General features: G+C 66.7%; 8 protein-coding genes. 4 read left to right on the top strand and 4 right to left on the bottom strand.

Features of this window, described 5'->3' with window-relative positions:
* The first annotated feature begins 25 nt into the window (after positions 1-25).
* A protein-coding gene (locus ACIPTO_RS30650; RefSeq protein WP_401197926.1) for an IS5 family transposase occupies positions 26-825 on the top strand; the annotation gives its coding sequence in 2 pieces (ribosomal slippage) (positions 26-365 and positions 365-825; 801 coding nt in all).
* 22 nt (positions 826-847) lie between these two features.
* Here ACIPTO_RS30650 and ACIPTO_RS30655 read toward each other — a convergent pair.
* Together ACIPTO_RS30655 and ACIPTO_RS30660 are read right to left on the bottom strand one after the other, a co-directional pair.
* Positions 848-1567, bottom strand: a complete 720-nt coding sequence (locus ACIPTO_RS30655) for a hypothetical protein (RefSeq protein WP_401197527.1) — start codon at positions 1565-1567, stop codon at positions 848-850.
* A 71-nt stretch (positions 1568-1638) separates the two neighbouring features.
* A complete protein-coding gene (locus tag ACIPTO_RS30660) occupies positions 1639-9672 on the bottom strand; it encodes a ricin-type beta-trefoil lectin domain protein (protein ID WP_401197530.1) in 8034 nt (2677 codons plus the stop codon).
* Between the two features lie 25 nt (positions 9673-9697).
* Here ACIPTO_RS30660 and ACIPTO_RS30665 point away from each other — a divergent pair, with 25 nt between their 5' ends.
* The 3 genes from ACIPTO_RS30665 (at position 9698) to ACIPTO_RS30675 (ending at position 16357) form a co-directional block, all read left to right on the top strand.
* The gene (locus tag ACIPTO_RS30665) at positions 9698-9970 is read left to right on the top strand and encodes a hypothetical protein (protein WP_401197532.1); all 273 of its coding nucleotides are present in this window, start codon (positions 9698-9700) and stop codon (positions 9968-9970) included.
* Between the two features lie 615 nt (positions 9971-10585).
* Complete coding sequence (locus ACIPTO_RS30670) at positions 10586-14497, top strand: LamG domain-containing protein (protein WP_401197535.1); 3912 nt, start codon at positions 10586-10588, stop codon at positions 14495-14497.
* A 183-nt stretch (positions 14498-14680) separates the two neighbouring features.
* Positions 14681-16357 carry a hypothetical protein gene (locus tag ACIPTO_RS30675; RefSeq protein ID WP_401197538.1) on the top strand — a complete coding sequence of 559 codons (1677 nt, stop codon included), beginning with the start codon at positions 14681-14683 and terminating at the stop codon, positions 16355-16357.
* Between the two features lie 717 nt (positions 16358-17074).
* On the opposite strand, the gene ACIPTO_RS30680 is transcribed toward ACIPTO_RS30675, so the two are convergent.
* Positions 17075-18442, bottom strand: a complete 1368-nt coding sequence (locus ACIPTO_RS30680; RefSeq protein WP_366320690.1) for an L-serine ammonia-lyase — start codon at positions 18440-18442, stop codon at positions 17075-17077.
* A gap of 106 nt (positions 18443-18548) precedes the next feature.
* A complete protein-coding gene (gene glyA, locus ACIPTO_RS30685) occupies positions 18549-19808 on the bottom strand; it encodes a serine hydroxymethyltransferase (RefSeq protein ID WP_366320692.1) in 1260 nt (419 codons plus the stop codon).
* Between the last annotated feature and the right edge of the window lie 4 nt (positions 19809-19812).

The following is a 19812-nucleotide window of genomic DNA, read 5'->3' on the forward strand; positions in this document are numbered from 1 at the left end:
TAGCTAGACTTGTGGTGTGTCGAAGATCGTTGAGCGGCTGGTGCTGGACGAGCTGTGGGAGCTGTTCCAGCAAGTGGTTCCGGAGGCGCCGTCCCGGCCGCAAGGTGGCGGCCGGCGTCGGCACGGCGACCGTGAAGTCATCGCTGCGATCGTCTTCGTGGCGACCTCAGGCTGCACGTGGCAGCAAGTGCCGGCCGCCTCGTTCGGCCCGTCGGGTGCGACGGCCCACCGGCGGTTCACCGAGTGGACCAAGGGCCGGATGTGGGCCAGACTCCACCGCCTGGTCCTCGATGAACTCGGATCGCGCGGGGAACTGGACTGGTCCCGTTGCGCGATCGACTCGGTCAACATGCGGGCCCTGAAAAGGGGGAGCTGACAGGTCCGAATCCTGCGGACCGGGGCAAGTACGGGTCAAAGATCCACTTGATCACGGAGTGGACCGGCCTGCCCCTGTCCATCGGTATCTCGGGCGCCAACACGCACGACAGTCAAGCACTGATCCCTCTTGTGAAGGGCATCCCGCCGATCCGCTCGCGCCGCGGCCCCCGACGGCGCAGACCCCGAAAACTCCATGCGGACAAGGGCTACGACTACAACCACCTGCGACGATGGTTGTCCAGCCGGAGCATCCGACATCGCATCGCCCGCAGAGGTATCGAGTCCTCTACCCATCTGGGCCGGCACCGCTGGACCATAGAACGCACGATGTCCTGGCTCGCCGGATGCCGCCGACTGCACCGCCGCTACGAACGCCGAGCCGATCACTTCCTAGCCTTCACCAGCATCGCCTGCACCCTCATCTGCTACCGCAGGCTTGCCAAATGAGATGACTTCTAAATATGCAGAGCTAATCTGCAAGATGGGAGACTTGCCGCACCTGCGCTGCAGTCAGGTGCCGTACATCCCAAAGCAGCGCGGCGGCGTCGGTTGTTTCCGCAGGTTGTGTGCGACCTGCCGCCACTTCACCCATGCCAGTCAAAGAGGCCAGGACGGCCACCGGAATGCCAAGCACAGCAGCGAAACCGCCAAGAAGCTCGGCATCGAGTTCCTTTGCACCACGCCCTACCGCCCCGATTGTCGCCGCTGAGACGTAGACACCAGACATCAGATACATCACCTTGGCTGCTGATGACCATCCCAAATTACGGAGGGCGAGCATCCGCACAAGGAGCGAACCGAAACCCGGAGGGTACTGCTCAAATGGGCGCTTTCCCCTGGGGGAATCAGCTCGTGGCATCTCGGCCAGCGATCCGGCGTGGTCGCGCAACCGCTGACGACTTGGCGCCGGCAAGGAGAGTGCGCGTTGCACCAGTTCAGGTAGCTCGCGACTAGCTGCCTCATCGAAATGCAACGCGTCGTCCGGAATGGTCAATCCAGCAACAAGGAAGAGGTCATGACTCTGCATACCAACCTTCTCCGCCAGTCGATTGAGGAATTCCTCGCCAGGAACTTCACTCACTCGAATCGGAGGTAGCTCAACCTTTGAAGGTCCGCTGTCCTGACTCTGCACGAGACGCGCCAGAAGAATATCAGAGTTCGGATATTCCAGAAACTCCATCATCACCACGCATTGGAATAGAGCCTTTTTAAGGCTGCTGGGGCATCCCGTGAATGCTGCCCCAGCGAATATATGCAAGATCAACCACCTGGCGGCCCGGCATAATACTTCCAGGCGTCGTCCGCGAATCCCCAGCTGTGCCCTTGGAAGGCATTGCGAGTGACGTCCAGCAATGACTGAAATCCTGGAGTATCTGTCGGACGGTAATGCCCGGAGAAGTTATCAATCCTGGAAATCACATCGTCTGCATTGACGTCGAACGTGCCTGCCATAAGAACCCCTTGCCGATTACCCAGGGCCGTGTGTCCGGCATCCGGATTGAGATCCCACATCGAGTAGTCTTCCATGGCGCGCACGGATCCGTCCTGGTGAACAACGAAGTGATACGAACCTTCATTCAGGGGCTCCCCAGCCGGAATCCCAGCGTGTGCCGGAAGGGTTCCCTGGTCGGTGTGATCGACTCCCTCGCGGAACGGCTTCCAGACCTTAGCTGGCAGATCACCACAAGTGTTGTGGACCAAGATCGGGGTGCCGCCCGCCACCACATAGTACGTGTGGAGTTGCTGGACAGTCAGGTTCCAGCGGTTTGCCGCACCGGGTGCGGGCTGGGTGGAGACAACGAAAGCGTGGCCGTTGGTGACGGTGTTGAGGGCGTCGCCATTGTGGAGTTTGCCGGCGGGGACCCAGGTGTGGGTGGTGTCGTTCCAGAAGGGGTGGTTGGCGGTCGTGTGGAGGGTGGCTGTGTGGCCGTCTTCGGTGCGGATGGTGAGGTCGAGCAGGTCGTGGTCGTGGTTGATCCACACGTGTTGGACGGTGCGGGCGCCTTGGTGCTTGCCGGTCTTGGGGTTGGCGGCTTCGACCTTGTCGCCGGTCTTGATTTTGCCGATCGGTTTGGTCTTGCCCCCGCTCAGCAGGACAGGTGTGTCGGGCGAGAAACTGCAACCCTTGGGGGAGCCACTCGCACCCTTGGCGGGGGTGTCCGGTTCGGCCGCCACGGCGTTGGCGTGTCCGGCTTCGGCCTGTGGGTCGGCCTTCTTGGCTGCGGCAGCCTTGGCGGCTGAGGCATCTTCGGTGGCTTGCTTGGCCGCTCCGCTCTCGGCCGCCAACTCCTCGGCGTACTCTTCGGTAGCCTCGGCCGCTGCACCGCCCAGGCCCACGATGATGCGGCTACCGAGAAGCAGACTCCCGCCCGCCTCGGCGTCCCCGGCTCCCAGGACCAGACCGGATAGACACTCAACGACACCCGAGTCCACACACATGAAGACGCCGGCGGCCAAACCCGCAGCTCCAAAGGTGGCTGCAGTACCGAGGAAGACCTTGCCACCGCCGTAGCTCTCGCACCGGTTCGTGCCGAAGTCAGCCGGTTGGCAGGGAGTCTCGCCGAGAGTCGGCGTGGGGGTCTGTGTGGATGAGGGGGTCGTGCTGATGGAGGGCGTGGGGGTGGTGGACGGCGCGGCAGTCGTGTCGCCATTGGAGTTGCCTGTGTTGGCCGAGCTTCCGCCGCTTGAGCTTTTGCCTCCGCCCTGGCCCCCGCATTTGTTCCAACCGCCGCTGCACTGCGTGCCGTCGGAGTTGACCAGGATCGTTCCTGTCGGGTCGCTTCCCGAAGCCGGGTTGTCTCCCGCGTAGGTGTAGCCGCCCATCTGGTTGGGGTCACCCGCTTCGAAGAGCGGGTCGGGGGTGAGGAACCGTCCCTGGGCCGGGTCGTAGTTGCGGGCTCCCAGGAGGTCCAAGCCCGTGGTGGTGTCGGTGGGCTGTCCGAGATAGCCGTGGTTCTCGTCTGCGGATACCCATGAAGTGGGCTTGGCACCGCGGGAGTTGCCGTAGGGGTCGTAATAGCGGCGGGTGACCGTCAGGGTGCTGGCGTCGATGGCGGTGGTCGCGGTGCCCTGGGCGTTGGCGACCTGGTAGGTGACGGTGCCGCTGCTGGAGCGGGTGATGGTGGTGCCGTCCGGGCCGGTGATGTTGCGCAGGCCGGTCCAGGTCTTGGCGGAGACGTTGAGGGTGATCTGTTCGGTGCCGCCGAAGAGGTAGAGGATGCGGGTCTTGTCGGTGCCGTCGACGGCGCTGGTCTGTTCCAGCAGGTTGCCGTCGGCGTCGTAGAGGTACTTGCTGGTGTTGGTGTGTGTGCCCGAGCCGGTGGCGACGGTGGCGGTGCGGCCCTCGGCGTCGTAGGTGAGGGTCTGGGTCTGGCCGGGCGGGAGGGCTCCGGTGCCGGCGGTGGTCCAGGTCTGGCCGGCGCTGCCGCAGGTGGCGAGGGTGAGCTGGGTGCGGATGGTGGCGCTGGCGCCGGGGTCGGTCACGCACATCGCGCTGTTGGCGTTGCTCACCAGAGTGCCGGTGCTGGTGGCCTTCCACTTCTGGGTGGCGTCGCTGTTGCACGTGTCGAGCACCAGGAGGGTGCCAGCGGTGGAGGCGTTGCCGGTGGTGTCCAGGCACATGGTGCCGAGGACCTTGATCGTGCCGTCGGTGCCGATCGTCCAGTTCTGGGCGGCGGAGGCGTTGCAGGTGTAGGTGCGGACCACGGCGCCGGGTGTGGTGGAGGCGCTTGCGTCGTCGATGCAGAGCTTGCCGCCGCCGGTAAGCGTGAACCCGGTGTTGACGGGGCCGGTGGTGGACACCTTGCGGGTCATGGTGTCGCCGGCGTTCTTGTTGCTGTACGCGGGGTCGGTGTAGGTCGGTGTCCACGTGGCGGTGCCGGTGGTGGGGTTGCTGCTGGTCGTGGTGCCTGACTGGTCGGGCAGGGTCGCGGTGGCGGTGCCGTCGGTGCCGGTGTAGGCGGTGGTCTGCGTGGTGTTGTTGGCGGCGGTGCCGGTGGTGTCGTGGTTGACCATGCCGGTGCGGTCGCCGAGCAGGTCGTAGGTGTATGTCTGCCAGTACGGCGCCGGGCCGCCGACCGTGCTGGTCGTTACAGGGGCCGTGGTGGTGGTCTGCACGGAGCCGGTGTTGCAGCCGCCGACGCTCCCGACGGGGGCGCTGGAGGAGTTGGTGATGCCCGCGGTGTCCGTCCAGGCTGCGGTCAGGCGCTGGAAGGAGTCGTAGGTGTAGCACTGGGTGTCGTGGGTGGTGTTGTTCTGCAGGTCGTCGATCGCGGTGATCTCGCCGGCCTGGTTGTAGCGGTAGTTGGCCACGTCCAGGGCGGTGGTGGACGTCTGCAGCATGCTGGACGTCTGGGTGACCCGGCCGGTGGTGGCGTCGTACTGGGCGAAGGTGGCCAGTTCCTTGCCGGTGGTTCCGTAGTTGGTCTGCAGGACGCGGCCGAAGGGGTCGTGGACGGCGGTGTCCAGGTAGTCGGGGGTGTTGGCCGCGGTGATGAATCCGCCGATGCCGTCAAGGTTGCCCTGTTGCGTGTAGCCGTAGTCGATGTCCTCGGCAGGCAGCTTGCCGTCTGCCTGGTAGCGGAGGGTGGACAGCAGTCCGAGCGTCGGGGTGTAGAAGGCGGACGCCGTGTAGGTGACTGTGCCACTCGTGGGTGCGGCGGTTTGGCCGGCTGCGGCGAAGCCGTCTGCGGCCGGGACGGTCAGGGTGGTGCCGGTTGGCTGATAGGCCGTGTTGTAGCCGGTGACTGCCTGGGTGTACGCCGATCCAGCCGTCCCGCCGACATAGCGGGTGGCCGAGGTCGGGTAGCCCTTGACCAGAGTGTCGTACGACCAGGACGAGAGCTCTTTGGAGGGGTCGGGCGTGGCCGACCACGCGCCGTTGTACTCAGCGGTGCGGCGGTTGTCCCAGTCGTAGGCATAGGAGAGGACCTGGCCGCGCGCGTCTGTGGTCTGCAGCAGGTTCCCGACGGTGTCGTACTTGTCGTAGCTGGTGGTACCGGAGTTCGGGTCGGTCTGGGAGGTCTTCTGGCCCAGCAGGTTGTAGTGGTAGGCCCAGGTGCTGCCCGCACTGTCCTTGATCGTGTCGACCTGGCCGGCCGGGGTGTAGGTGTACGCGGTGGTGGCGTCGGCTTCGCCGGCCCGGTTGAGGGTGTCGGTCTTCCAGATGGTGGCACCGGTGCTGTCGTAGAGCACCGTGTTGGCGTCGTTCTGGATCTGCAACGTCGTGCCGGTGGTGGTTCCGGTCGACCAGAGGGTTGTGGTGGCGCCGGCGTTGTAGACGACGAAGTTGCCGTCGCTCCGCAAGGTGGCGAAGGCCCCCGGATTGCCCGAAGTACTGGTGGACCACAGGGTTTTGCCGGTGGCGAGGGAGGACAGGACCAGGTTGCCGTCGGCCTGCATGGCCAGCCGCACGCTGTTCGAGGTCAGTGACGTGCCCGACGGGATGACCTGACCCTGGGTGAGTTTGACGGTGCTGCCGGTGTTCTTGACCACGCTCTTGGTGGTCTGCCCCTGTGCATTGGTGTAGGTCGCGGTGGAACGGCCGCCGGTCGGAGCGGTGGTGTCCGTCTCGTCCGCGCCGGGGTAGCCGGTGGTGGTGTGCCACTGCTGGACCGCTTGGTGCCACAGCGTGCTGGTGGCGGGGCGGCCCTGGCCGTCGTAGGCGGTCGTGGTCTCCGACGGGATCTGGTTCTCGTTCGCCGCGTACAGCGTGGTGGACGGGTTGTTGTCCGGCTCCGAGTACGGTGCGAACGAAGCGGTCTGCCAGCCGTGCGAGTCGTAGAAGGTGTCCGAGATGATCCGGCCGGAGTTCGTGTCGCCGTCGGCCGTGGCCTGCGTCTGGCGCGGCTGCAGCATCCCGTCGTAGATGGTGATCGAGGTCGCGTAGGTGCCGTCCTCGCGCAGCGTCTTCGTGGTCACGGCGGAGGGGGCGCCGGGTGAAGTGACAGTGCCGCCGGGGGCGGCGACCGCGCCGGGGTTGATGGAGTAGGCGAAGGTCTCGTCCGCGGTCTGGCCCGAGGTCTTGTCCCGACCTGGCAGCCAGACCGCCGTGCGCCGCCCGAGCGCGTCGTAGGTGATGTCGGTCTTGCGGTTGTTGGCGTCGACGTTCTCGGTGGGCAGTCCGCGCAGCGCGTCGAGGGTGGAAGTGACCTTCCAGCTCTGGGAGTTGGTGGTCGTGATGGTGGTCGGGTTGGTGTTTCCGCCCAGGAGGGACCATGCGGGGGTGAACGCGGTGTGGGTGTTCTGGCCTGTGGCGTCGAGGGCGTCGGTGATGCGGCCGGCGCCGTCGTACGTCATGGCCGAGCTGGTCTGCCAGTTCTCGGTGGTGCCGGTGTAGCCGGTGGCGGTGCGTACGGCGCTGGCCTCGCCGATGGCGGTGCTGGCGGTCTGGTCGAGCTGCCCGAAGGTGCCCAGGTTGGTGAGGGTGCCGTCGCCGTCGTAGTAGATCCTCTTGTCGGCCAGCAGTGTGCTCGCGGAGGCCGCGGTGCCGCAGGGCCCGCTGACGGAGGTGACCTGGTCCGGGTAGGACAGGGTCATGGTGTTGCTGGACGACGGTGTCGCGTAGGTGGTGGTGGCGCACTTCTCCTGCGCGGCCACGCTGACGTCGCCGTGTGCGTCGACGGTGGACACCCGGCCCTGACTGTCGTACGTGGTGTCGGTTCGGGTGTGGCGCCAGGTCCCGTTCGCGAGCAGCGCGTAGCCGTGCGACTGGGCGGTCTTGATTCGGTAGGCGGTCAGGTCGGGCAGCGTCGACAAGGCTGGCTTCGTGTCGCCTGGGTTGTCCTGCTGGGTCCAGTCCGTCCACGGGGTCTGGGTGGTGTGCGTGGTGGTGGTGTAGGTGAAGGGGCCGTTGACGGTTACGGCGTCGATGGTGCCGCCGGCCGCCGTGTAGGTGTCGCTCTGTAGAGCTGTGCCGGCGAGTTGGTCGGCGTCGGTGATGCTCTGGACCGTGGAGCCGCCGACCTTGGCGTCCACGCTGACCGAGCGGCGGGTGCCGTCGGACTTGTAGTCGCCGTCCATGCCCTGCAGGTAGGTGGTGGTGTGCTGGGTGACCGGCTCGGGGGCCTGCCCGGTCTGCACCGTGACAGTGCGGAAGCCGCGGAACTGGTCCCACGTGCGGTATTGGTCGTCGGTCTGCGCCGAGTCGTCTCGGTGCCAGGCGGGACCGGCATAGCTGTAGGTGGAGACCTGTATCTCCGAACCCGCCGGTATGTTCTGGGAGTTCGGCTTGTACTGGGATGCGATCGTCAGGTCGGACGCGGTGACCGTGTGCACGGTGGTCTTGTTGAACCAGTCTGCGATCGGCTTCGACGCGCCTGGCACCGTCCAGTAGACCGGATAGCAGGAGTTGGTGTTCGCGTCCGCGGCCGAGATCGACAGCGTCTTGTTCGTGCACGCGTTGGTGTTGTAGTCGACGGCGATGGACTCGCCGGTCTCGGTCTGGATCGAGGAGATCCTCGGCCGGTACAACGGTGGCGCGGACGGGGAGGTGTCGTTGACCCGGTTGTCGATCTCCGTACCGGTGAAGGAGACCTGGTTCAGTTTGATGTCACTGTTGCCGTTGCCGTAAGTGTCCTTGCCGGTGTGCTGGATCGACTGCAGCCACATCACGGCCTGGAGGGAGCCCGCGTCCTTGGGGTCGACGGTGGTACCGGTGACCGGGTCGACCGTGCCACCGGAATCCGAGTACACCTGCCCGAGTTGATAGCCGTCGACGTCGACGAGAGAGTCCGTCGACGAGTCCTTCACGTGGATTCTCGTGGTGATGCTGTCCAGTCGGGTGGTGGACCAGAACGTCGGTCCCTCGGTGATACAGACGTTGGTCGGAACCGAGGTGGACCCGGACGGCAGGGTGGTGCTGTCGGTGGAGTCGCAGTGCAGGTCCCATGGCACATCGGGCCAGTGCGGGGCCGTGTTGTCGTCGAGGTTTCCGGCCGAGCAGTCGGTGAATGTGGCCGTGGTCTGGCAGCGCTGCTTGGACGTGAAGGCGACCTGACCGGCGGGGGTGCGGCCCGTCTGCTCGTCGGCGAGCTTGTAGCCGTAGGAGACGCTGTCGAGCTTTCCGCCGCGGACATAGGAGGTCAGGGTGCCCGAGTCGCCGGTAGCGGCTTGTCCGCCGCCCAGGTCGTAGTAGTTGGTCTCGGTCGTGTAGTCGTAGCGCTGCACGAACCCGCTCGGTGCGACGACGAAGTCCAGGTTCCAGCGCCAGCCCTCGTGCTTGTCGCACTGCGACGCCTTGCCCTTGGCAGAGTCGTAGCACGGGTCACCCGACTCCGGGTGCAGCACGGGCACGCCCCAGGCGGCGTCGGTCGAGGAGTCGCCGGGTGTGCCGGACTGCATGCCCCCGGACGGGCCGGGGCCGGTCGGTGAGTGGTCGGCCCCGAAGTACGCGGCGGTGCCGTCCGTGGTCAGGACCCGGAAGTAGACGCCGTCCTGCAGGCCGTTGGCGGCACCGGACAGCTCCTGGACCAGCGTCCCGTCGTCGCCCGTCAGTCTCCACTGCTTGATCTCGCCCGGGACAGTGGAGTCGGTGCCGTCGGGCACCAGTTGTCCGGAGTGCGAGCCGAAGGAGATCGTGGCGTTGTCGCCGGCCCAGCACTCGTCCCCCGACCCTTTGAGGATCTTGTTCCCGCTGCTGTTCAGGAGGCCGCCGCAGGAACGATACGTCCGCTCGACGAAGCCTGGCTGGTAGCTCCAGCCGTCGCCGATCGAGGACGCCTGAGAGTTACGGGCGGAGGTCTCCCCGTCCTCGGACTGCGAGTCGTAGGAGAAGGCCACCGACGGGGCGTTGCCGCCGATCGTGGACGGGACGTCGATCGGGTAGGAGTAGGTGAAGGCGCCTGTCCCGGAGGCTTGCCACGTGCCTGACGGGTTCAGTGAAGTCGCGGCGTAGCTGCCCTGCGAGCCGGAACTGCCCGAGGTGACCTCCACGGCCGTGGTGGCCGCGGACATCGCCGTCGCCCCGGTCGTGCCGTCCGCAGCGCGTACTGCCGGTGCGGTGGATGAACCAAGCGTGAGCGTGGCGGTCAACTGGTCCGCGGTCGCCCGGTTGGTGAAGGTGATGGGGGTCCGCGTACCGCACTGCTTCAGCTGAGGCGTGGTCATTGCGCAGGCCGGGACCTGGTACAGCCGCAGCCGTGAACCGAAGCCGCCGCCGTACGCCTTGGCCAGCGACGCGTAGTCGATGACCACCCGCACCCGGCCATGGCCGGACTTCGCGTCGGCGCGGGTGAAGGCGAGCAGCATTCCGTCGGCGCCCGCCTTCAGCGCCTGAGTGTGTGATGCGACCTTCACCAGTACCGAAGCAGGGTCGACTGCCTTGCTGGAGCGGGATTTCTGGCCGGATGCCGGCACGGGCGCCACCCATACCGGCAGGGCTCCCGCCTTGACGGGCTTCGTCACCGGGACGACACGAGTGCTCGACGGAGGAGTGGATGCCGACTTGGTGGCCGCATCGGAAGCGCCGGAGGGGCCGGATGACGAACTCGGCGACGCAGCAGTGGTGGTGGACGCGGTATTGCCGGCCTGGGTGGTGTGCGTCAGGGATACCGTCTTCGTGCCGGCCGACGGCCACACGGGCTCGGCGGCCTGATACTTGCTGACGGCCTTGTAGCCCCTGGGATGAGCGGTAGTTGGCAGGTGCAAGGCATGGCTGCCGACCGTCGGAGTCTTCGGCAGGGGTTTCGGGTTCCACACCGTGCCCTTGAAACGGTAGGGCCCCACGACCGCACCCTGAGCCACCGCTATGGGCGCCAGCAACGCCATCAGTGCGACGGCCGCCGTGGCAAGAGTCAGTGCTCTGCCCCAGATCCGGTACTGGACGCTCGCGAACCAACGCCGCTTGCCGCTCACTCATTTCCCCCATGACCAGCGGCCTTGACAGACCGTCCCACCCCGATCACGCGGGAAGCGTGATCGACGGGAGGCTATTGATGGGAAGGGGGCAACTCAATACCCTGTGCCGACGATGTGGCGATCACGTATGCCAACTGAGTGCTTGATGTGCTCTTTCCATGAAGGGGCGAACATCATCACCTAGCGACAAACCAGACACCACGCGCATTGCCCGCCACATCCTCAACGCCCTTAAACGTGACGAAGATCACGAATGCAAAGTGTTGGCAAATAGAGGGGGAGCTGTTTCGTGTTGTCCGGATACGCCCGAAAGCCGAGTAGGCGAAGAGAGCTGATACGCCGACTGGCGCTGATGCCCGCGCTGACAGGCCTGTTGCTCACTGTTCCCGCCGTTTCGGCACGCGCCGACGATCCGGCTCCGAGCGATCCGATGCTGGCCGCCCAGACCGAGGCCGTCGCCAGTGGCCAGGACGTGCCCGTCGAGTCTCTGACGACGGAGACTTCCGCCGTCACCGCCAACCCCGACGGCATGTTCACCTCCACCACTAACGTCATGCCGGTACGGGTCCTCAGAGCAGGTGTCTGGACACCGGTCGACGCCACCCTCGCCGCGAACCCGGACGGAACGCTGTCGCCCAAGGCCACGCCGAACGGCGTCACCCTGTCCAGCGGCGGCAGCGGACCCCTGGTCACCCTCACCAACCAGGACGGGCACAGCATGGCCCTGACCATGCCATTCCCCCTGCCCGCGCCCACCGTCAGCGACGACACGGCCGTGTACAAGTCGGTGCTGCCAGGCGTCGATCTGTCCGTGTCCGTCACTGACCAGGGCGGTTTCAGCGACGTGCTGATCGTCCACGACGCCACGGCCGCCACCGACCCGCACATCAAACAGCTCACCGAAGCCGCCTCCACGCAGGGGCTGACACTCTCCGCCACTGATTCGGGTGGCATGGACGCCACCGCCGCCGACGGCTCCGTCGCCTACGTCAGCCCCCGCCCACTGATGTGGGACTCCAGCACTCTTCCGGATGCGCTGACGGAGATCGCCCCCATGGCGGCCTCCGCCACAGTTGGAGACGCACCCGCGAAGTCCTCCGTCGATGGCCCTGGCGAGGGGGCCAACGTGAACGCGGTGCCGATGAGCACCACCCCCAGTGGTCTCACGCTGGCACCGGACACGACCGTGCTCAACGACCCGGGCACTACCTACCCGGTGTACATCGACCCGTTCAGCAACCCGGTCAGCAAGGTCTCCGGCCACTACGACGAGGTCTACTCCAGCTCCACCTGCTCCGACAGTCCGCAGTACGACAAGCCGCAGCCCGATGGCGAGGGCGTGGGCTACCAGCGCTGGGGCGGCATCTGCGGTACCGGTCTTGAACGCTCGTACTACGCCATCCCCACCAGCGGTCTCGATCCCTCCATGCAGGTCTACGACGCGCTCATCACGGTGAGCTCCACGTACGGGGCCAGCTGGGACTGCTCACAGAACCAGCCGATCACCCTGCACACCACCGGATCGATCGACTCCGGCACCGACTGGAACAACAAGCCCGTCCCCGTCGACGACAGCTACGACCCCGTCAAAACCACGATCCCGAGCGCGGCCAACTCCGGCAGCAATTGCAGCAACCACACCGCGTCCTTCAAAGTCCTCAAACAGGCCCAGCGGATAGCGAATTACCACAGCGCAAGCGGCGATTACTGGACCATCGCCCTCTACGGCAACGAAAGCACATCGTCCAGCAACGACGACTACCTGAGGATGTCCAGTGCCCTCACGATGACCGTGAAATTCGACATCCCGCCGGACGTCCCGACCAGTCTGCACACCGTACCGGCCGCCACCGGAGCCGACGGCGCCTGCGCCACGACCGGAGACGGCTGGATCGGCGCCGTCACCTACTCCAACGCTGGAAGCAACGTTCAACTGCACTCCACCGTCAAGTCGAACGTCTCCGGTGAGAACGTCAAGGCAATTTTCCATGTCTGGGACCGGACGGTGCTCGATTCCAGCGGCAACGCAAAGGACGACGGAAGCCCCGCCACCGGCTACGTCGCGGCCGACACCGCCCGAGACGTCAACCTACCCATCGGCTTCACTCTCAAAGACGGCCACGAGTACGGCTGGGACGCCTACGCGCAAGACAACAACTCCACCCTGAGCCTGACCTCGGACAAGAGCGACCACTGCTGGTTCAAAACCGACTTCACCCCACCGGACACCCCTGCAGTAGCCGACAACCCCGACGTTCCGACCGTCGGTACAGGCTCTACGGCCACCGGCACCTACACCGGGAGCCAGACCACCTTCACCGTCACCGCGGCGGACGACGCACCCTCCGACAGCAGCTGCACGCCCAGCGCATGCCTGTCCAGCGGCGTCGATCACTTCCTGTGGCTCCTCGACAGCCAGCCCACCGCCACCACCGGCACACCGGCTGCGCTCACCAGTACCGACAGCCAGGGCACCGCGACCGGCAAGATCCCCGTCACTCTGCCCACTTGGGGCGTGCACACCCTATACGTGGCAGCCGTCGACGCGGCCGGCAACATCTCGCAGGCCCCGGCCAGTTACACCTTCACCGTGCCGTGGAACCCCGACACCAGAATCACCCCCGGTGACATCAGCGGCGACGGCGTACCCGACCTGCTCGCCACCACCAAGAGCGGCGACCTCGAACTGATCCCCGGCGACACCGACCCCGCCCAGAGCGCCACTCCCGCCCAGACCGGACAGGTCGCCGGCACGACTCCCGCGATCAATGGCCCGGCGCTCGTCTCCACCCCGGCCGACTCGCCCGACGGAACCAGCTGGAACAACTACCTCGTCGCTCACCGCGGCAATCTGCACGGCGCGGATGTCGACGACCTCTTCGCCTACAACCGCAAGACATCCCAGTTGTACGTCGTCCCGAACGACCTTGATCCCGCGGACGACAGCGCCACCCAGCTCGTCCCGTGGTCCAGCTTCCCCGGCTATATCGGCAAGCGTGCCGGCGACCCCGTGACCAAGGACCCCTGCCAGTCAACCGTTCCCGACAGCCGCTGCGCGGGCGCCGGATACGATCCGGCCACACCGTGGAACATCACCCAACTCATCGCACCCGGCGACGTCTACGGAAACCAACAGGGCCACCCCGCCGTCATCACGGTGGAGAACGGCAAGCTGTGGATCTACCAGTCCAACAACGGCAAACACCTCACCGACCCAATCCTTCTCGGTGACGGCGACTGGTCGGGCCTGACGCTGATCGCGCCCGGCAAGTTCCAGGGCACGCCCACCTTGTGGGCACGGGACAACTCCACCGGGGCGCTCTACAGCTACTCACTCACCGTCGACGCCAACGGGCTGCCCGCACTCCTGCACGCCTCCACACACGCCACCCTGCCGCTGACCCTGTCGCCGAGCACCTACCCCGTCGTCGCCTCACCGGGCGACCTGAACAGCCCGACCGGCGGACCCGACGGCAACCCCGACCTGTACGCCGTGGACACCCACGGCGAACTCACGGAATACCCGTACATCCGGAGCAAGGTCCTCGTCTCCCCACCCCAGTACATCTTCGGCGACCCCGTCTCCCTGGGCACGGTCACCAACACCGCCACTCACGGATGGACTCTCGACGACGGCACCGGCACCACCGCGAAGGACAGCGTCGGCACCCTCGGCGCCACCCTGAACGGCGCCTACTCCTGGACCACCGACACCACCCACGGCAAGGTCCTCAACCTCACAGGCACCACCGGATACGCCGCCACGAGCGGCCCGGCCGTCGACACGTCAAAGAGCTTCACCGTCTCAGCATGGGTCAACCCCGCTTCTCTGACGGCCAACTCAACCTTCGTCTCCCAGTCCGACAGCGCGGGCAACGCCAACGGACTCCAGCTGTACTACTCCTCCGCCAAACAGGCCTGGGCCTTCAGCCGCCACAACGACGACACCACCAGTACGTCCTTCTCGGCCGTCTACGGAGGCACACCGACGATCGGCCAATGGACCCACCTGGTCGGCGTCTACGACGCCTCCACCAGCCAACTCACCCTCTACGTCAACGGTCGCCAGTCCGGCACCAAGACCTACAGCGGCACCTCCTGGAACGCCGCCGGTCCCTTCCAGATCGGCCGTCGCCTCTACCAGGGCAGCTACGCCGAGTACGCCAACGGTAAGGTCAGCGACATCCACATCTACGACACAGCCCTGCCGCCCGCCGACGCTGCCGCGAAGGGCGACAACCCTGTGGTCAGCCAACTCGGTTGACCTGTAAAGGGCGTTCAGGCGCTCGCTCAAGCACCTCTTGGGCGGGCGCCTTGTGTTGATGGTCTGCCAGATTGCTCATCCCGCCCTGCGGCGCCAGCAGGAACTGCCCTGTCGGAGCACGTCACTAAGTTTTCGAACCTCAAGCTCGCGCACGAAGTCGTCCGATTCCCTGGGGGAACCATCTTGAGACGCAGCACCTTCCTGGCGGCTGCCACGGCAACCGCTCTGTCCGTCACACTCTTCACGGGCCTTTCCCCGGCCCGAGCGGACAACGCCGGCGGCGGCCCCGTCCTGTCCGACGCGGACGGTTGGTACCAGCCGGGACTGATCTTCGTAACCGCGCACTCCGGAAGCCCGCTCACCCGCATCACGGCCCACTTCTATCCGCTGGGCGCGCCGGCAGGAGAACCGGAAGCCGGATCGACCGAGGACTTCACCCAGTACACCGGGCAGGACGCGACCTCCGGCACCTGGCGGGCACCAGTCCACCTACCCGACCTCGGCGACTACCGGGTGACTGTCGACCTGGAGGACGCCTCCGGTGCCACCGTAACCGGCGCCCTCTCCCCACACACGCTGCGATACCAGACCCTCATCGCGATCCCAGATCTGACCGCCACCCCTGCCGTGCCGGACTACCTCCACCAGCAGGTCACCGTCAGCGGCACGGCCCTTGCTACGGACCCCCGCCACCCGGACACCTCAACTCCCGCCGCCGGCATACCCATTGACATCGAGACCGGACGTGGCCGGGTGAGCTCGACCAGCAGGGCCGACGGCCGCTTCACCGCCGCCTTCGTCCCGATCCAGACGTCCATCGACCTGACCGCCGCACCCGAGGCCTCTGTCAACTACCCCGGCGCGATCGACCTCTTGAGCCCCAAGCAGAACCTGCACACCACCCAGGCGCCCGTCCGCTTCACCGCGAGCACGCACGCCCTGAACGTGAAGCAGGGCGCCACCGGCGCTGTCACCGGCCGCGCCGAGATCCAGACCACCACCGGCTGGCAGCCACTGCCTCGCACCGCGATCACACTCTTCGGCCTCGGCCCTAACGGCCTTCCCAGCTTCGTAGCAGGCCAGACCACCACCGACAGCCAAGGTTCCTACACGCTGCACGTCTCTTCCGAAAGTGCTGCGCCGACCGCCCAACTTGTGGCCGGCACCTCCTCCATGCCCTTCCAGCAGGTAGCCACCGAACCTTTCAGCCTCCACGTCGCCTACACCACCCACATCGACATGAGCGCGGCACTCAACGACGACGCGTCCCTCAAGGCCTCCGGCTACGTCTCCTACGAAGATGCACGCGCGCACTGGCCCACCCATCCCACGGTCACCCTGCAGTACTCCAAAGACGGCAAGAGCGGCTGGAAGAACGCCGCCACCATCCCCATCAAGATTCGCTACAACAAGCCCCTGTTCGACGAGACATTCGCCCGCACCCTCACCATGACGAACACCAACGCCTACTGGCGCGCCCGATTCGACGGCAACCCCGACCTGGCGACCAACACCACCAAGCCCGTCCATCTCTATCGCTACGCCACCCGCGTCACCGGCTTCCATGCCTCCCCCGACCCGGTCCGCAAAAACCAGCCGATCCGATTCACCGGCACGCTCCAGTACAAGAGCGGCACGACCTGGAAGCCGCTCGGCGGTGGTGCCCCCACGCTCTATTTCAAGCCCCGCGGCTCCACCACATACCGCTACGTCACCGAACTGGGCACCGACAAACACGGCCACCTCGTCGGCATGGTGACCGCCAAGCAGGACGGAACCTGGGCAGTCGCCCTCAGCCGCCAGACCGGAGGCCACTACCTCAGAAGCGCCCAGGTCACCGATTACGTCGACGTCCGGTGAACTGCCGCTGATGCCATTCGCTGCAGGGTTCGTGGGCCGCGCGCCGGAGCGCGCATCCTCCGTGACTTGTAGGTCTGCCACAACAGGCGTGGCGGGCAGGTGGAAGCGGCGATGCTCGTGGCCATAGCGCTTGTGGTGGCCGCCCAGTGACCGGACGCCTTTGGACGGTGCATCACGAGGTGGCACAGGCCAACCTGCGGCGCATCCTCTGACCAGGCAGAACGCCAATGGGCAGCACGACCAGGCACCGCACAACACGATCCCTCGTGGTCTTGTAATGCGTAGGTATCGCTACCTACCTATGAGTGCGGGGAGCACATGTTCGTCTCGGCTACCGGGAGTCCGGACCAGGGACCACCCCTACGGATGCAGGGAGCAGCCGATCTCTTCGGACTTGGCGGACAGCGCGCTGTGACCAACCCCACGGGCGCGGGGATGGTCCCCCGCTGTCGGCCGGGACGTTCGAGCCGAAGGAATGCTCCCCGCACCCGCGGGGACGGTCCTCAGAACCGGGCGGTGCGCCTGCTCAAGGAAGCGTGCTCCTTGGTCGGATGCCCTCTCTCAGCCTCGGAACCCATCCCAAGCCAGGGACATCCCAGGGACTGTTCAGGGACTTTCACGCCTGTCCCAGGGCGTTTTCAGGACTTTCCGCCGCGTAAGCAAGGAAGGCCCTGACAGCGCCGAAAGAAACGAACGCGCTGGTCAGGGCCTATGCCCTCAGCACTCGATGATGTTCACCGCAAGCCCGCCCCGGGCCGTCTCCTTGTACTTCACGGACATGTCCGCCCCCGTCTCCTTCATCGTCTTGATGACCTTGTCGAGGGAGACCTTGTGCGAGCCGTCGCCCCGCATCGCCATCCGCGCGGCGGTCACCGCCTTCACCGCGGCCATGCCGTTGCGTTCGATGCAGGGGATCTGCACGAGGCCGCCGACGGGGTCGCAGGTGAGGCCGAGGTTGTGTTCCATGCCGATCTCGGCGGCGTTCTCGACCTGTTCGGGGGAGCCGCCGAGGACCTCCGCCAGCGCGCCCGCCGCCATCGAGCAGGCGGAGCCGACCTCGCCCTGGCAGCCGACCTCCGCGCCGGAGATGGAGGCGTTCTCCTTGAAGAGCATGCCGATGGCGCCGGCGGAGAGCATGAAGCGGACCACGCCGTCCTCGTCGGCGCCGGGCACGAAGTTGATGTAGTAGTGCAGGACCGCCGGGATGATGCCGGCCGCGCCGTTCGTCGGGGCGGTGACCACCCGGCCGCCCGCCGCGTTCTCCTCGTTCACGGCCATCGCGTAGAGCGTGATCCACTCCATCGCGTGGGCCAACGGGTCGCCCTCCGCGCGGAGTTGGCGGGCCGACATCGCGGCCCTGCGGCGGACCCGGAGGCCACCGGGCAGGATGCCCTCCCGCGACATGCCCCGCGAGACGCACGCCCGCATGACGCCCCAGATCTCCAGCAGCCCGGCCCGGATCTCCTCCTCCGTGCGCCAGGCGCGCTCGTTCTCCAGCATCAGCGCGGAGATCGACAGGCCGGTCTCCTGGGTCAGGCGCAACAGCTCGTCGCCCGTGCGGAAGGGGTACTTGAGGACGGTGTCGTCCAGCTTGATCCGGTCGGCGCCGACCGCTTCCTCGTCGACGACGAAACCGCCGCCCACCGAGTAGTACGTCTTGGACAGAAGCTCGGTGCCTGCCGCGTCGTACGCCCACAGCGTCATGCCGTTCGCGTGGTAGGGCAGCGCTTTTCGGCGGTGCAGCTTCAGGTCGGCGTCGTAGGAGAAGGGGATCTCGTGCTCGCCGAGGAGGCTGAGGCGGCCCGACTCCTTGATCTGCTCGACCCGGTCGTCCGCCTTCTCGACGTCCACCGTGCGCGGTGACTCGCCCTCCAGGCCGAGCAGCACCGCCTTCGGGGTGCCGTGGCCGTGGCCGGTCGCGCCGAGGGAGCCGTAGAGCTCGGTGCGGACGGAGGCGACGGAGTCCAGCAGTTCCTCGTTGCGCAGCCGGCGCGCGAACATGCGGGCGGCCCGCATCGGGCCGACCGTGTGGGAGCTGGACGGGCCGATGCCGATCGAGAACAGGTCGAAGACCGAGATGGCCACGGTGACTCCTCAGAACGCGGAAAAGCAGGGTGGTGCGGGACACCGGCGCGCACCTCCCAGTGTGCGCCGGTGTCCCCGGCGGGCCGTTACGGCCCGGTGGGCCGCCTTACAGCCCGGGGTACAGCGGGTACTTCTCGGCCAGCGCGGTGACACGGGCCTTCAGGCCCGCCACCTCGTAGGACGGCTTCAGCGTCTCCGCGATGACATCCGCGACCTCGGCGAAGTCCTCGGCCGTGAAGCCGCGGGTCGCCAGCGCCGGCGTACCGATGCGCAGGCCGGAGGTGACCATCGGGGGCCGCGGGTCGTTCGGGACGGCGTTCCGGTTGACCGTGATGCCGACCTCGTGGAGCCGGTCCTCGGCCTGCTGGCCGTCCAGCTCGGAGTTCCGCAGGTCGACCAGGACCAGGTGCACGTCCGTACCACCGGACAGCACATCGACCCCTACGGCCTTCACGTCGTCCCGCACCAGGCGCTCGGCCAGCAGCCGCGCCCCCTCCACGGTACGCCGCTGCCGCTCCTTGAAGTCCTCGCCCGCCGCGACCTTGAAGGAGACCGCCTTGGCGGCGATCACGTGCTCCAGCGGACCGCCCTGGAAGCCGGGGAAGACCGAGGAGTTGAGCTTCTTCGCGAAGGACTGCCTGGCGAGGATGATCCCGCCGCGCGGGCCGCCCAGCGTCTTGTGGGTGGTGGACGTGACGACGTCCGCGTACGGCACGGGGTTCGGGTGCAGCCCCGCGGCGACCAGGCCCGCGAAGTGGGCCATGTCGACCCACAGGAAGGCCTCGACCTCGTCCGCGATCCGCCGGAACTCGGCGAAGTCCAGCTGCCGCGGGTACGCCGACCAGCCCGCGATGATGACCTTCGGCCGGTGCTCCTTGGCGAGCTTCTCCAGCTCGGCCATGTCGACGAGACCGGTCGCCGGGTCCACGTGGTAGGCGACCACGTCGAACTGCTTGCCGGAGAAGTTCAGCCGCATCCCGTGGGTCAGGTGCCCGCCGTGCGCGAGGTCCAGGCCGAGGATGGTGTCGCCGGGCTGGGCCAGCGCGAACAGGGCGGCCTGGTTGGCGGAGGCGCCCGAGTGCGGCTGCACGTTGGCGTACTCGGCGCCGAACAGCTCCTTGACCCGGTCGATGGCGATCTGCTCGGCCACGTCGACGTGCTCGCAGCCGCCGTAGTAACGACGGCCCGGGTACCCCTCCGCGTACTTGTTGGTGAGGACCGAGCCCTGCGCCTCCATGACCGCGACCGGAGCGAAGTTCTCCGAGGCGATCATCTCCAGCGTGGACTGCTGGCGGCGCAGTTCGGCGTCGACGGCGGCGGCGATGTCCGGGTCGAGCTCGTGCAGGGGCGTGTTCAGGACGGACATGTCT

Source organism: Streptomyces sp. NPDC090083, assembly GCF_044747445.1.
Lineage (GTDB): Bacteria > Actinomycetota > Actinomycetes > Streptomycetales > Streptomycetaceae > Streptomyces.

Coding starts and splice junctions, on each gene's coding strand:
- ACIPTO_RS30670 (WP_401197535.1), top strand. CDS start 10,586: ATGCCCGCGCTGACAGGCCTGTTGCTCACTGTTCCCGCCGTTTCGGCA.
- glyA (WP_366320692.1), bottom strand. CDS start 19,808: ATGTCCGTCCTGAACACGCCCCTGCACGAGCTCGACCCGGACATCGCC.